17 protein-coding genes are annotated in these 13627 nt (G+C 62.1%); 7 read left to right on the top strand and 10 right to left on the bottom strand.

Features of this window, described 5'->3' with window-relative positions; translation table 11 throughout:
* The first annotated feature begins 106 nt into the window (after window positions 1-106).
* Window positions 107-535, top strand: a complete 429-nt coding sequence (locus tag AC07UR_RS04950; protein WP_209787130.1) for a hypothetical protein — start codon at window positions 107-109, stop codon at window positions 533-535.
* Here AC07UR_RS04950 and AC07UR_RS04945 read toward each other — a convergent pair.
* Window positions 532-1152 (bottom strand): glutathione S-transferase family protein, encoded by a 621-nt coding sequence (locus AC07UR_RS04945; protein ID WP_209787131.1) that lies wholly within the window; start codon window positions 1150-1152, stop codon window positions 532-534. The genes AC07UR_RS04950 and AC07UR_RS04945 overlap by 4 nt on opposite strands.
* Before the next feature lie 139 nt (window positions 1153-1291).
* Between AC07UR_RS04945 and AC07UR_RS04940 the strand changes: the two genes are divergently transcribed.
* Complete coding sequence (locus AC07UR_RS04940) at window positions 1292-2023, top strand: DUF4198 domain-containing protein (protein WP_209787133.1); 732 nt, start codon at window positions 1292-1294, stop codon at window positions 2021-2023.
* A 115-nt stretch (window positions 2024-2138) separates the two neighbouring features.
* Here AC07UR_RS04940 and AC07UR_RS04935 read toward each other — a convergent pair whose 3' ends face one another.
* Window positions 2139-2510: a DUF4406 domain-containing protein gene (locus tag AC07UR_RS04935; protein WP_209787135.1), complete on the bottom strand. Its 372-nt coding sequence runs from the start codon at window positions 2508-2510 to the stop codon at window positions 2139-2141.
* A gap of 93 nt (window positions 2511-2603) precedes the next feature.
* On the opposite strand from AC07UR_RS04935, the gene AC07UR_RS04930 reads away from it, so the two are divergent.
* On the top strand, window positions 2604-3356 hold the full coding sequence (locus tag AC07UR_RS04930) for a DeoR/GlpR family DNA-binding transcription regulator (protein WP_209787137.1): 753 nt from the start codon (window positions 2604-2606) through the stop codon (window positions 3354-3356).
* A gap of 82 nt (window positions 3357-3438) precedes the next feature.
* Here AC07UR_RS04930 and AC07UR_RS04925 read toward each other — a convergent pair whose 3' ends face one another.
* On the bottom strand, window positions 3439-4446 hold the full coding sequence (locus AC07UR_RS04925; protein ID WP_209787139.1) for an asparaginase: 1008 nt from the start codon (window positions 4444-4446) through the stop codon (window positions 3439-3441).
* A 72-nt stretch (window positions 4447-4518) separates the two neighbouring features.
* Here AC07UR_RS04925 and AC07UR_RS04920 point away from each other — a divergent pair, with 72 nt between their 5' ends.
* Both AC07UR_RS04920 and AC07UR_RS04915 read left to right on the top strand, forming a co-directional pair.
* Window positions 4519-5256, top strand: coding sequence for a DUF3750 domain-containing protein (locus AC07UR_RS04920; RefSeq protein ID WP_209787140.1), 738 nt, complete (start codon window positions 4519-4521; stop codon window positions 5254-5256).
* A 99-nt stretch (window positions 5257-5355) separates the two neighbouring features.
* On the top strand, window positions 5356-5598 hold the full coding sequence (locus AC07UR_RS04915; protein WP_234941599.1) for an NUDIX domain-containing protein: 243 nt from the start codon (window positions 5356-5358) through the stop codon (window positions 5596-5598).
* 347 nt (window positions 5599-5945) lie between these two features.
* On the opposite strand, the gene AC07UR_RS04910 is transcribed toward AC07UR_RS04915, so the two are convergent.
* From AC07UR_RS04910 to choX, 3 genes are read right to left on the bottom strand one after another with little or no spacing between them, the layout of a single operon-like run.
* Window positions 5946-6947 carry an NAD(P)H-quinone oxidoreductase gene (locus AC07UR_RS04910; RefSeq protein WP_209787141.1) on the bottom strand — a complete coding sequence of 334 codons (1002 nt, stop codon included), beginning with the start codon at window positions 6945-6947 and terminating at the stop codon, window positions 5946-5948.
* A gap of 31 nt (window positions 6948-6978) precedes the next feature.
* Entirely contained in the window at window positions 6979-7833 is an 855-nt protein-coding gene (locus AC07UR_RS04905) for an alpha/beta fold hydrolase (RefSeq protein ID WP_494699956.1), read from the bottom strand.
* A gap of 2 nt (window positions 7834-7835) precedes the next feature.
* Window positions 7836-8771 (bottom strand): choline ABC transporter substrate-binding protein, encoded by a 936-nt coding sequence (choX, locus tag AC07UR_RS04900; RefSeq protein ID WP_209787143.1) that lies wholly within the window; start codon window positions 8769-8771, stop codon window positions 7836-7838.
* Between the two features lie 103 nt (window positions 8772-8874).
* On the opposite strand from choX, the gene betI reads away from it, so the two are divergent.
* The gene (gene betI, locus AC07UR_RS04895; protein WP_209787144.1) at window positions 8875-9462 is read left to right on the top strand and encodes a choline-binding transcriptional repressor BetI; all 588 of its coding nucleotides are present in this window, start codon (window positions 8875-8877) and stop codon (window positions 9460-9462) included.
* A gap of 52 nt (window positions 9463-9514) precedes the next feature.
* On the opposite strand, the gene AC07UR_RS04890 is transcribed toward betI, so the two are convergent.
* The 3 genes from AC07UR_RS04890 to AC07UR_RS04880 all read right to left on the bottom strand — a co-directional run bounded on the left by AC07UR_RS04890 (window position 9515) and on the right by AC07UR_RS04880 (window position 12385).
* A complete protein-coding gene (locus AC07UR_RS04890) occupies window positions 9515-11311 on the bottom strand; it encodes a GGDEF domain-containing protein (RefSeq protein ID WP_209787145.1) in 1797 nt (598 codons plus the stop codon).
* Between the two features lie 200 nt (window positions 11312-11511).
* On the bottom strand, window positions 11512-11904 hold the full coding sequence (locus AC07UR_RS04885) for a DUF3995 domain-containing protein (protein ID WP_494724399.1): 393 nt from the start codon (window positions 11902-11904) through the stop codon (window positions 11512-11514).
* Between the two features lie 79 nt (window positions 11905-11983).
* Window positions 11984-12385: a hypothetical protein gene (locus AC07UR_RS04880; RefSeq protein WP_209787148.1), complete on the bottom strand. Its 402-nt coding sequence runs from the start codon at window positions 12383-12385 to the stop codon at window positions 11984-11986.
* 85 nt (window positions 12386-12470) lie between these two features.
* On the opposite strand from AC07UR_RS04880, the gene AC07UR_RS04875 reads away from it, so the two are divergent.
* Complete coding sequence (locus AC07UR_RS04875) at window positions 12471-13052, top strand: TetR/AcrR family transcriptional regulator (RefSeq protein WP_173419280.1); 582 nt, start codon at window positions 12471-12473, stop codon at window positions 13050-13052.
* On the opposite strand, the gene AC07UR_RS04870 is transcribed toward AC07UR_RS04875, so the two are convergent.
* Window positions 13049-13597: an HdeD family acid-resistance protein gene (locus AC07UR_RS04870; protein WP_173419279.1), complete on the bottom strand. Its 549-nt coding sequence runs from the start codon at window positions 13595-13597 to the stop codon at window positions 13049-13051. The genes AC07UR_RS04875 and AC07UR_RS04870 overlap by 4 nt on opposite strands.
* Window positions 13598-13627: the final 30 nt, after the last annotated feature.

Genomic DNA, 13627 nt, shown 5'->3' with positions numbered 1-13627 from the left:
CGTCGGCAAGCGAACGAAGCACGCAGGGATAGCCGAGATTTAATCCTGCAGCTTCCGGCTTTACTCCCTACTTGGCATGCAGGGTTTCTAGGAGCGAAGGTCTCAAATGCGGGTCGGCAAGGCATTGAACGGACTCATCGCCAGCCTTGGCCTCGTCGTTGTTCTCATGCTCGTGATGAATTTCAGGGTGTCCGAATTCGGCCGTGCCTCCAACGCTGATAACCTCACGGTCGAGGAATGGCAGGAGAGGAAACGTGCTCTTCGCGAAGAACGTCATGCCTTTTCCCGTGCAGCGACCGGGTGCAGGCTCGGGATGGAAAAACGCATTGCCGAGGGCCGGATAGCCAATGTCGATCTGGCAAAGCTGGGGACCCACTTTGATGTGCGGCTGCCAGAGATTCCGGCAGCCTATTGCCGGCTGTTCGTCCGCGCCATTATCGACGACAAGATCAGCTATGAAGAGTTCGTCGCCTGGGCGGACGAACCCCCGCTCGACCTGCCCGAGAGACTTGCTGGACGCTCGCCCCGTACCTAGTCTTTCAGGACCGCGAGAACCCGGGCAACCGCCGGCCGCTGCGTCATGCGGTTGCGGTGATCGAGAATCTTCGGAAACCGCGCCGGGTCGACGCCATCCGGCTCGAGCCAGCCGGCGATGGTGAAGAGATAGGGGTCGGCGATCGAGTATGTCTCGCCAGCGACGAAGGGGCCGGCGAGCATGGTGGTCTCGATCAGCTGGAAGCAATCCGTCATGTTTGAGGCAACCTTGGCTCTCATCGCCTCGTGCGCCGTCGGGTCATCCGCCCAGCGCGCACCGCGGCGGCCGTGGGCATGGGCGACATGCACGGTCGAGCAGAGGTAGCTGAGGAAGGACTGGATCCGCGCAAATTCGAAGGCATCGTCAAGCGGTGCGAGCTTCGCCTGCGGAACGCTCTGGGCAATGTAGGTCAAGATCGCCGGGGTCTCGGTAATCGTGCCGCGATCGGTAACCAGTGCCGGGACCCGTCCCTTCGGGTTGACCGCGAGATAGTCGGGCTTGGTCTGTTCCGCCTTGGAAAAATCGACCGGAACGGCGCTGTAGTCGATGCCGGTCTCTTCGAGCGCTATGTGCGAGGCCAGCGAACAGGTTCCCGGGGTGTAGAACAATTTCAGCACGTTACTCTCCTTGCCATTCGGTGCGACCATCACGCCGTCTTTCGTGCCGCAGAAGAAATGAAGTCGCCACGGTTGACAAGCCAAATCCAACTTCAATAGAACGTTGTTGTTACGTTATAACATATTTTCGGAGTTGCTCATGAAGACCTTCATTTCCTCCCTGCTTGCCGCCGGCCTGCTGGCCGCCGCCGCCACGCCGGCATTTGCACATGGCGCCTGGATCGGCGAGCGCTGGGGCGATCTTGCCGTGATCTACGGCCACGGGCCCGCCGACGAAGCCTATGATCCGGCAAAAGTGAAGTCCGTTTCCGCGCTCGGCGAGGACGGCAAGGCCCTGCCTGTCACGATCTTGCCGGCCGGCAGCCATGCCTTGCTGAAGCTCGACGGCGAACCGGCCCTGCTCGCGCTTGAGTTCGACAACGGCTACTGGAGCGAGGGTGCCGACGGCAAATGGGTCAACAAGCCGAAAAGCGAAGTTCCTGGCGCCAAGCAGGCCAGCCACTCGGTGAAATACAGCATCGCGCTCGTGCATGTGCATGGCGACATGCCGGCCTTCCCGGCTCAGCCGCTGCAGATCGTGCCGCTCGACAATCCGATCGGCCTGAAGCCGGGCGAAAAATTTCGCGTCCGCTTGCTGCTTGACGGCAAGCCGCTCGAAGGCAAGGAAATCACCATCGATTATGCCGGACTGCCGGAGCTTGTTTCCGAAAAAACGGACGCGAAGGGCGAAGCCGAAGTGACGCTGCGCAATGCCGGCGTCAACATTCTCGCCGTCAGCCACGCCATTCCGCTCGACGGCGACACCGCCGCCGACAAGAAGGGATTGACGGCAACACTGACCTTCGTCGCCGAGCCGCACGTGCACGAATAGTCACGTCTTTCCGCAGAGCGGAACGTGCGCGGCCAAGCCGTTGAGAGGCGCGCTTGCGACCTGCGTCCAGGCAATTGAGGCCCCTGTGGAACATGTCCACCGGGGCCGTCTTCACTCAGGTTACCCGGGCCTCGCTGCAGCCAGGTACGTCCTGCAGGCTGTAGTAAACCGGAATGCCGCGCTCGCGGGCAATGCGCACATCGTTGTCCGCGCCCTTGCTGTCGCCCGGAAGGCGCAGCACGGCATCGCAGAGCGCCAGCAGCCGTCCGGCGACGGGATGGAAGATCTCTTCGTAAAGGTCGTCGCCGATCCTGGCACCACCCGCCGCATGCCAGACCGGCAGCGCCACCCATTCGCCGATCATCGGCACATGGCCGGCCCTGAACAGGGCATGGGACGGCTCCTCCAATCGCTTCAAATTCTCCGCCATCTTGGCCGGGTCATCACCGGTGCCCGAGCGATAGGGACCTGCAATCAGGATCAACATGATTTCTTCCTCATTTTTGCACGATATATCCAGATAATTCTGGAATGTTCGTGATAATTCGTGCATTATCGTGAAGAGTCAAGGAGCGAATGAATGCTGACGACACAGAGACGGGCGCTGATTTCGGCGCGGCTGAACCGCGACGGGGAGATCGTCGCCAAGCGCCTGGCCGACGAGCTGCAGCTTTCCGAAGACACGATCCGCCGCGACCTCCGGGAGATGGCGGCAGAAGGGCTGCTGCAGCGGGTGCATGGCGGCGCGCTGCCGCTCGTCCCTGCCCTGCCGGATTTTGCCGCGCGACAGGAGATTGCCGGCGACGTCAAGCGCCGGCTCGGCCGCAGGGCGGCTGGGCTTGTCACGCCGGGACAAACGATCTTTCTCGATGGCGGCACCAGCAACGCCGAAATCGCCCGGGCGCTGCCGCGCGAAATGCGGCTGTCGATCATCACCCACAGCCCGACGATCGCCGCCGAACTCGAACGGCACGACGCAGATGTGATCCTGATCGGCGGCAGGCTCTACAAACACTCAATGGTGGCGACAGGTGCAGCCGCGGTCGCAACGATTGCCGCTATCCGCGTCGACATGTTCTTCCTGGGCGTCACCGCGATCCACCCTGTGCACGGGTTCTCGACCGGCGACTATGAAGAGGCAGCGGTCAAGCGCGCGATCCTCGCCCAGGCGGCGGAGACGTTCGTCGTCGCCACCGCCGAAAAATTCGGCGCGGCCTCGCCACACCACGTCGCCAATGTGGAAGACATCGGCGGGTTGATCGTGCCTGAAGACATGAATGAAGATGCCCTCAAGCCCTATCGCGACAAGGGCGTGACGCTGCTGCCCGTCTGAGGGCGGCGCCCGATTGGCTGCGCAACGTGTGCAAGAACGCGCGGGCCGTTTCCTTGCCCGCGCGCTTTCAAGCCTGTGAATCTCAGGCGGCGAAGGCGTCCGTCACCCTGACGTCGCCGACCGCGATACCGTTCCAGTTCTTCATGGTGTGGTTGGCCTGCGCCATCAGCGCGGACTGTACTTCTGGCTCTTCCTGGAAGAAGCGGGCAAGCGTCGCTGTGACCATCGCCTCGGCAGCGCGGGTGGCGCCGTCCTCGCATTTGACGGCGATGGCAATGCCCTTCTCCGGAATTGCGGCGCAGAACACGCCTTCGGCACCGGTCTTGGCAAAGATCCGGCCAGGCGCCGTTTCCATCAGGCGCGTACAGCCACGCTTGGTGCCGGCGACGTAGAAGGGCTCGGCCATGCAGGCCTCGATCAGCCGCTTCGATGCGCGGGCGCGCTCGGGCGCAAGGCCGACGCCGGTCGCCATCTTGGCAAAACCATGTGCAAGGCCCTTCAGCGGCACCGCATAGGTCGGGATCGAGCAGCCGTCGACGCCGCAATTGTCGCGGCCGAGGATGGCGCCTGTAAGGCTTTCCATGGCGCCGCGGATTTCCTGCTGCAGCGGGTGATCATAGCCGACATAGCCCTTCACCTCGGTGCCGGAATGGCAGCAGGCGCAGACGAAGCCGGAATGTTTGCCGGAGCAATTGTTGTGAAGCGCACTCGGCGCCTCCATCGAGCGCGCCTGGCCGATCAGCGTCTTCTGGTCGGACGACCAGTGAGCGCCGCATTCGAGCGCCGAGACGTCGCGGCCGGCGGCAGCCAGCATTTTTGCGGCCAACGCCACATGCTCCGGCTCGCCCGAATGGGAGGAGCAGGCAAGCGCCAGTTCCTTGTTGCCGAAGCCGTAGGCATCGGCCGCGCCGCTTTCCATCAGTGGCAGCGCCTGCATCGCCTTGCAGGCTGACCGCGGGAACACGCCGGCGTCGGTATCCCCCAGCGAAAAGATCGTCCGGCCATCACCGTCGACAGCAATGACCAGACCGCGGTGGCGGCTTTCGACCAGATTGCCGCGGGTGACTTCGACGAGAACGGGATTCGACATGCCTTGCCCTCAAATTTCCTAGATTGGTGCATGCATTTAGCAGGAATCGAACAACAGGAAACCGGGGCTTTCATGAAATTCGTCCGCAGGCTCGTTGCCGCCTTTCTGGTGATCTATCTCTTGCCGGCGCTCGCCTCGGCCGGATGGTGGTACATGAAGGAGCGCCCGCAGAGCTGGCGGGACGCCGACTGGTCGTCGGCAGGCATCCTGCCGACGCCCGCACAAAGCCCGGATGCGGCAGTCTATATCTTCTCCGCCACCACGGGCGGTCTCAAAGGAGCCGTCGCCAGCCACGCCTGGATCGTCACGAAGGAACGGGGTGCTGCGGCCTATAACCGCTACGACAAGGTCGGATGGGGCAAGCCGATCCGCAGGAACGCCTATCCGGCGGATGCCCGCTGGTACTCGAACGAGCCACGCCTGGTCGCGACCGCGACCGGCGCTGAGGCGGACAGGCTGATCCCGAAGATCGAAGTGGCGATCGCTGCCTACCCCTATTCGTTGGCCGGCGGCTACCGGATCTGGCCGGGGCCGAATTCCAACACCTTCGTTGCCCATGTGCTGCGTTCGGTACCGGAGCTCGATGCGGTGCTGCCGCCGGATGCTGTCGGTCGAGATTACCTGCCGGAGGGAAAACTGTTCCAGATCGACGCCGATGGGCGCGACCTGCATGCAACGCTCTATGGCCTTGCGGGTATTTCGGCGGGCATGCGCAGCGGCCTGGAGCTGCATTTCTTCGGCCTCGTCGCCGGTCTCGACATTGCCAGACCCGGGATCAAGATCCCGGCACTCGGGCGTTTCGGCATCTGATGGCACCCATTCCCTGGGATATCAGACCGGAACGCAGTCGAAGATCACGATGGGCAACTGCATGGTCCCGCCGCCATTGCGACAAGGACCGCCCCATGCATGAAATTCCGATCAGAACCTTTTGCCGTCTGCGCCGTCATCGTGCGCGAAGCGGGTGACGTCCACCAGGTTCTCCTTTTGCGCCGCAACGGATCCCTGGCGGGCAAAGGGTGCCAGATCGCCGGCGCGATCGAGGCTGGCGAAACCGCGTGGCAGGCAGCACTGCGCGAGGTCGAGGTGGAGACCGGGTTGCGACGAAGCTGTTCGAATGGTGCCCTTTTCCGGGCAACGGAAGGTGCTTAGGCACATTCAAGAGGAATTCGTCGACCGCGAACCGAGTGCCTGGCTGCAGATCCGTGACGCGGTAGCCGCCAACGGCTGAGGGCGTTCCCGGACGCGGTGGCCAAAAATGGAAAAGGGCCGCGCGAGGCGACCCTTTCCATGAGTTTTGGCCAAGTGGCTGGCCCGGGTTTGGGACCCGAAGGAAGGCGGGATCAGGTCGAAGATTGCCTCGACGTGTTCACCTCTCCCATGCCTGTCACGACGACCGAAATCTCATTAGACATTGGATCACCTTCCTTTCTGTTCGTTACCGATAGTTCCAAGGTAGGTGATTTTCGTGGGATTGCAAGGTCGACGAAGGTCGTACGTCAGCGCATCGTCATGACGATCTTGCCGATATGATCGCCCTCTTCCATCATGCGGTGCCCATCTACCACCTTTTCGAACGGCAGCACCGCGTGGATGACGGGCGCCACCTTTCCCGCTTCCAGCAACGGCCAGGCAGATGCCAGCAGCCCGTCGCGGATCGCCTGTTTCTCCAACGCCGTGCGTGGGCGCAGTGCCGAACCCATGACGTGCAGGCGCTTGGTCAGGATCGGGGCGATGTTGGCCGCCTCGACCTTGGCACCGCCGAGAAAAGCGATGATCGAGAGGCGGCCGTCCTTGGCAAGCGAAGCGATGTTGCGATCGAAGTAGCGGCCGCCGACCATATCGAGGATAACGTCGACGCCCCGGCCGCCGGTTTCCTCAAGCACCATCGCCTTGAAGTCCTCGTCGCGATAATTGATCGCCCGTTTCGCGCCGAGCGCCTCGCAGGCGCGGCACTTCTCGGTGCTGCCGGCAGTGACGAAGACCTCTGCGCCAAGGGCTTTTGCCAGCTGGATCGCTGTGGTGCCGATGCCGCTCGAGCCGCCGTGGATGAGGATGGTTTCCCCGGCTTTCAGGCCGGCCATATCGAAGACATTGGCCCAGACGGTGAAGAAGGTTTCCGGCAATGCCGCCGCCTTCACCGCGTCATACCCTTTCGGCCAGGCAAGCGCCTGGGTTGCCGGCACCGCGGCGTATTCGGCATAACCACCGCCATTGGCGAGCGCGCAAACCTTGTCGCCGATGGAAAAACCTTGTGCGCCTTCGCCGAGCGCCACCACTTCACCGGCGACCTCCAGCCCGAGAATGGGGCTTGCGCCGGGCGGCGGCGGGTAATCGCCTTTGCGCTGCAACACATCGGGCCGGTTGATGCCCGCGGCCTCGACCCGCAGAAGAATGTCGCCCGGCTTGAGCGTCGGCAACGGTCCCGTCTTCAGCTGCATATTCTCCGGACCACCGGGGGACGGAAGATCGACGAAGGTCATTTCAGACGGAATCGGCATGGCGCAACCTTTCAAGTTTCACGCGCCATACCTAGCGCCGCGCATGCGTCGCGGAAAGGTCCGATGTCGATCCGGGCCAGCCGCCTTCGTCGCCGAGAAACGAAAGGACCAGCGCCGCGACCTCGGCCGGGTTTTCCCAATGCGGGTTGTGGCCGTGGCCTTCGAGCGTGATCGAGCGGACAGAGGCGAAGGTTTCTGCAAGAACTTGCCGATGGCCGACGTCAAAAAGCGGATCCTGTGCTCCCGCGATGCACAGCACCGGCGCCCTGACCTGCGCCGCACGCGACGTAAGGTCCGTCTCTGCGAGCGCATCCAGGAGCGTACGCCAAGTGCTTGTCGGGATGGCTGCTGCTTCGCGGCGCAGATACATCAGGAACGCCGTGTCGACCGGCTGGCTGCAGGCATGCCAGCGATCGAAGAAGGCGTCGTCGGCGCCAAGCGGGTCCTTGAGGGCACGTATCGCTCGGGCGACATCCGTCCTTGGGCCGAAGTCCGGTTTGAGGCTCCCCGAGAGTAGGACGACTGCGCGGACCGCCTGCCGTCGACGGGCGGCAATTTCGACAGCAACCATCGCGCCCATGGAATGGCCGACGAGCGCAAACTCTGAAATGGCCAGCCGATCGACCAGACGATCGACATCGCGGGCGAGTTCGGCAACCGACAGCCCTTCCTTGGGCATCGAGCCACCGTGCCCGCCAAGGTCCGGAATGATCAGGCGATATCCGTCCAAGGATGGAGCGATCAGCGAAAAACTGCGGCTGGTATCGGAGTAACCATGCAACAGGAGGAGTGCCGGCCCCCGCCCGTGATCGACATAGGCGAACTGCCTGCCTCCGGGCAGTTCCATCCGCCGCTTGGCGGCCACCCACGACTGCTGGTCAATCACGCTCAAAGACCGAGCGCGGCTTTGACCGCGGCCAGCCCCGGCTGCCCGTCATAGGTCGTCACGCCCGCGAGCCATGTTTCGAGACGCTGCGGTTCTTGCCTAATCGACTTGACCCCTGCCTCGTCGGGCGACAGGCCGTCATTCATCAGGTAGCCCATGCCGCGGTTCTCGAAATCGACATCGAAAACGAGGTTGTTCAGCAGTCGGGCGACGTTCGGGCATTCCTGCAGGTACCCCTTGCGGACCTGGGTAGCCACCGTCGCGGCGCCGAAATTCGGGCCATAGAACGTGTCGCCACCCGTCAGGTATTTCACCGAGAACACGGTGTTCATCGGATGCGGCGCCCAGCCTTGGAACACGATGAAGGCCTTGTCGCGAACCTTGCGCGTCACCTCGGACAGCATGCCCTGCTCGCTCGACTCAACCACTTCCCAGCCTGCCAGACCAAGATCCGGATCCATGATCGCATCGAGCATCAGCTGATTGGAGCCCGGCTCGATGCCATACATCTTCTTTTCGAACCTGTCGGCAAAGGTTTTCAGATCCGAAAAATCCTTGACGCCCGCATCCCAGACGTAATCGGGAACGGCAAAGGTGTATTTTGCCCCCTCAAGATTGGTTCGCACCGTCTCGACCGAACCATCCTCCCGGTAAGGTTTGTAATAGGCCACCATCGCCGGATCCCAGTAGCCGAGAAAGACGTCGAGATCCTTGCTGCGCAGGCTCGTGTAGATGACGTCGATGCCGAGAAGCTTGCTTTCCGGCTCATATCCGAGCGCCTTCAGCACGCTCAACCCGACGCCGGTCGTAAAGGCCAGATCGTTCCAGCCCGGCTCCGCCAACCGCACGCTTTTGCATGCCTGCGGATCGCCCGCAAAGGCGGAGCTCGTGGCGGTCAACAGAGCAGCGGCAGAAATCAGGCTCTTCCAATGCAGCATCACGATCCCCCAATTGTCCATTCGGACTTTAAATTGACCCATGGGTCAACAATTGATCTTCCTGGAAAGTTTGTCAATGTGAGAATCGCTGGGGAGAAGACGCATGCGATTGACGAAGATCAGCGAGATCAGGCGCCGCGAGCTGCGGCGGGCGGCCTTCGAGGTCTTGCAGAAAGAGGGAATGGCCGGGGCGACCCTGGAAAAGGTGGCGACACATGCCGGCGCCTCCAAGGGCATCGTGCTGCATTATTTTGCCAACAAGCAGGAGCTTTTCGAGCATGCCATGCGCGAGGCGAATGCTGCCTTAAAGGAAGCGGTGGTCGAACGGCTGAACCGCGCGCGCACGCCGCTTGAGCGGCTGGACGCAATCATCGAGGCCAATTTCGAGGAGCGCTTCTTCCAGCCCTCCGTCTGCCATGCCTGGCTGTCGCTTTGCGCCGAGGTGCCGCGCGAACCGCAACTGGCGCGGATTCAGACGATCATTCATGCGAGGATGCGATCGAACCTGCTGTCGGCACTGACGCACATACTGCCGGCGGGCGAGTGCGAAGCTGTGGCGCTTGCCATTACGTCGTTGATCGACGGGTTGTGGCTGCGGCTCGGGCTGCAATCGGAAGGACTGACACGCGACATGGCACTGGCCCAGATGCGCGACTACCTCGTCCACCGCCTGCCGAAAACCCAGGACTAGATTGGCGCGGCGGCACTGACTGCCGACGACAACGTGTTTGCCAATCCACGCGTCAGACGCCGAGCGCCTCCAGCACAAGCCCGCCGGGGCTGGCCTTGGCGCGGGACTTGATTTCGGCGATGCGGGCGCTGACGGCCTGGCCATCCGAGAAGACGAAGCCCTCCGGCAGCCCGAGAACGGCAATCGAACAGCGCATCAGCGGAAAATCCTTGGCCGTGCCATCGCGGCCATGACCGCTGATGCGCCCCTCGGCCTGATGCTCCGGCAGGTAAAGCTGGCGCACGTCGGAAGCGAAATCGTCCAGCAGACGGTGAAGAACGGCCTGCAACTCGTCGACGGTGCAGCCGCTGATGCCGACGAAGAAATCGTCGCCGCCGACATGGCCGAGGAATTTTTCCTCGCCGATGAAGTGCCGCAGCAGCAGGGCTGCGAAAAGCGTGATCGCCCGATCACCCTTCTGGAAACCGTAGGTATCGTTGAAAGGCTTGAAATTGTCGAAGTCGCAGTAACAGAAATAGCGGGGCTGATCACCATCGAGGATCGCATCCTGAACGTAATCGCGGATGGCGCGGTTTCCGGGCAACCCGGTCAGCGGGTTTTGCTCCTGCGCCGTCTTCAGCTGCTTCTCATTGATGATTTTCAACAGTGACGATGCCGACAGGATGCCGGCGTAGCGCATGTTTTCAGTCAGGATTACGCAGTCGCTGCCGTCCATGCCGGCAAAGATCTTCAGCATCTCGTCGGCCGGCGTATCGAGATCGGCGATCGGCGCGGGGCTTGCGAAATGCGAGATGCGGCGCTGGTAGAGCCGGTTCTTCAGAAGGTCGCGGCCGAAGGGGTGATAGATCATCTCCTTGACGTGGTACTCGTGCAGGATGCCGCGTGGCTCGCCATTGGCGTTGAGCACCGGAAAGAAGGCCTGCCGTGGATTCAACCGGAAAAGATCGAAGACGGATTCGAGCTCATCGCTTTCGCGCACCGCCGGCAACTGTTCGATCTGCTTGCGGATGAGGATGCTGTCGAGCGTGGCCGACGACCGGTGGCCGCCGCCGTTCAGGGCCAGGTGCGGATAGGTCGGCTGCAATTCACTTAAGTGCGTCGTCGGCCGGGCGATGAAATAGCCCTGTACCAGGTCGCAGCCGAGATCGCGGCAGGTCTGGAACTCGGCTTCGGTCTCGACGCCCTCGGCGATCACTCTGGTTCCGAGCACATGCGCGGTGTTGACGGTGTGGCGCACGAGGTGACGCTTGCGCGCATCGGCGTCGATACCGGAAATGAAATGCCGATCGATCTTCACGTAATCGACGGGTTGATCGCAGAGCAGCTTCAAGCCGTTGAAACCGGCGCCGAAATCATCGATGGCCAGCTTGAAGCCGGCGAGCCGGAGTTCGCGCACCAGCGCCGAAAAATCCGGCATCTTGCCGCTGTCGAAACGTTCCGACAGCTCGAAACACAGGGACGACGGCGCGATGTTGGCGCGCTTCAGATGATTGACGAGGCGCTCGACGATGGCGTTTTCGCCGCCGACCAGGCGCGAATCGAAGTTCAGGAACAGCGTACGGGTCGAAAACTCCGGCAACGTTGCAAAGGCGGCCACGGCACGGCTGTTGACCATATGCTCCAGCGCCAGCAGCTGGCCGGCCTCCTCCGCCTTGTCGAGCAATTCGAGCGGCGAGGCAAAGCCCAGCTTCTGAAAGCCGCGCATCAGCGACTCGTAGCCGAAGACGGCCCCGGTTGCCGCCTCGACGATCGGCTGGAAGGCGCTTTCGATCACAAGCTTAGCAAGCGTTACGATCTGGTCGTCGCCGAACCGGCGAAGCGAGAGAATTTCGGCGGGGGCGGCGGACATGCCGGGCTCCAGAAGATTGAGAACGGACGATCGGACGGCCGCAGGATGGCGGCCAACGGTCAACGAAGTCTTTCCTCAATATGAAGCTTTGATGAAAGCTATGTGACAGCTTCACCAGCACCGGTCATTGTCGAACTTCCTAATAAAATCAGTGGTTTCATCAAGTTTTCCGAAATTGCCGAAAATGCCTCGCAACAGATTCAGACGGAAGCGAGAACGATGACATAGGCGGCACCGATGAGCAGGCACAAAGGCCCGTAGATATGCCGATCGAGCGTCGCGAACGGCTCCTGCGGATGACGCCTGCGGAAGATGGGCAGGAACGCAAGACTGCCACGGACAAGAAAGATTGTCGCGAGAACCACCATCCCCGTCCACACCAGGTTCGCCGGCAGGCCCGATGGCACACCCGAAACGAACATCGGCGGCAAAAGGCCGGCAATGAAGATCAGGAGTGCGACCGCCATCGTCAATCCCGTGGGCGGCATGGTCTCCAGGCCGGGCGCGCCAATTACGGACTTCACGAGCGACGCTTCATCGCGGCCCGGCCAGAGTCCACCATATGCCCAATAGGCGTGAAGGGCTGATATCACCGAAAGAACAAGGCAAATTGCCGAAGCAGACACAAGTGCGACCAACTTATCCTCCCTCGCAAGGTTGGGGCCACCGCACTCAGGCGGCCAGCCGGCTCAAGTCCGACGGCGCGGAACGCAAGCCCACCAGAGCGAGAGCGGAAATCAGCAGGAACACGGCCCACTGTGGCGTCTGCCAGAGCGTCCCGACATAGGCGAGCCCGTAGCCGATGAAGAGGCCGGCATAGGCGAGATATTGCGCGACGACGGCACCGGTGAGCGCCTCGCGATATCGGCGGCTGATCGATGCCCAAAGCAATGCGACGCTGTTGATAGCAAGAACCGCCGACGTCGCATGCCAAAGCAGCGACACATAGACCTTGAGCACCGGCGGCATATCGATGGCAAGCAACGGATCGTGCACATCGGGTCCGCCCGCCAGCACATGAATGCCCGTGGTCAGAAGGGAAATTGCTGCTGCCGAAAGAAGCCAACGATTCATGATCTCGTCTCCAAAAACTCACCATACGGCAGCGTATGTAGGTGCGACCATTGCACGAGTCAATACGGTGGCGTATGGGTGCGACATGACGACGAAAACACCTCTTTCAGGCGAAGACTGGATCAAGGCGGGTTTCCGTGCGCTGTCTTCGGGCGGCGTGCAGGCGATCAGGGCAGAGGCGATCGCGCGCGATCTGAAGGTCAGCAAAGGTTCGTTCTACTGGCATTTCAAGGATGTGCCCGATCTCAAGGCGCAGATGCTGGAACACTGGGCCGGCCAAGCCACGGATGCCATCATCGCCGATGTCGAAGCGAACGACGGGTTGGGGCTCGAACAACTGAGGCTGCTGGTGGAGGCTGCCACCGATGATCGCAACCTCGCTTATGGTGGCGTGCGGACGGAAGGTGCGATCCGCGAATGGGCGCGTTACGACAGCGCCGCTGCGGCTGTACTCAAGGCCGTCGACCAGCGGCGGCTCGCCTATGTCGCTGAACTGTTTGCGCGATGCGGCTTTTCCGCCACCTCAAGCCGAAGCGGCGCGAAAATTCTCTACGGCGCCCTGATCGGGCTGGAAGCGCTCGCGACGGGCGAGCTTGCCGATCTGCGCGCCGACATGTTCGCGTTGCTTTCAGCGCTTCTTGAGAGCGGCGGCAGGCAGGGAGCCTAGGCCTTCGCCAGGACCCCGAAGGCAATCAGCGACAGACCCTGCATCACCAGATCCACCGCCAGGAACAGGCCGAGGATCCACAAGCTGTTGACCGGCCAACCGGCGGCAATGATGAGACCGGCGACAAGCGTCACCAGACCGCCAAGCGCGACCCATCCCCAACCCTGGATCGGCCGCAGCTTGAAGCTGACCCAGATGCGGAAGCAACCGGCGACGATCAACGCTATGGCCATCAGGACAGTGAGGACCGACGAGGCCAGCACCGGATTGATGAAGGCGAAGAGCCCGGCAATGGCGTAGCAGGCGCCGCTCAGGACCCAATAGAGCACACTGTCCCAGCCCTTGACCTGGAAGGCGTGGGCGAGATTGAACAGGCCACCGATCAGCATGATCAGTCCGACGTAATAGACCGAAGCCACCGTCGCCATCAGCAGGTTGCCGAAGGCAAGACCGCCGCACATGATCAAGAGCACGCCGAGCGCGACGAACCATCCCCATTTGCCGGCAACCGCCGCCTTGCCAGCCGGATCGAATGCATAGGTCATTTCAACCTCCAGTCCTTCGACTATCCAGAA

It is taken from the genome of Ensifer sp. GW821-FHT05G01 (assembly GCF_059419585.1).
Note: the sequence above shows the minus strand (reverse complement) of the source record. Positions and strands in the feature narration are given on the sequence as shown.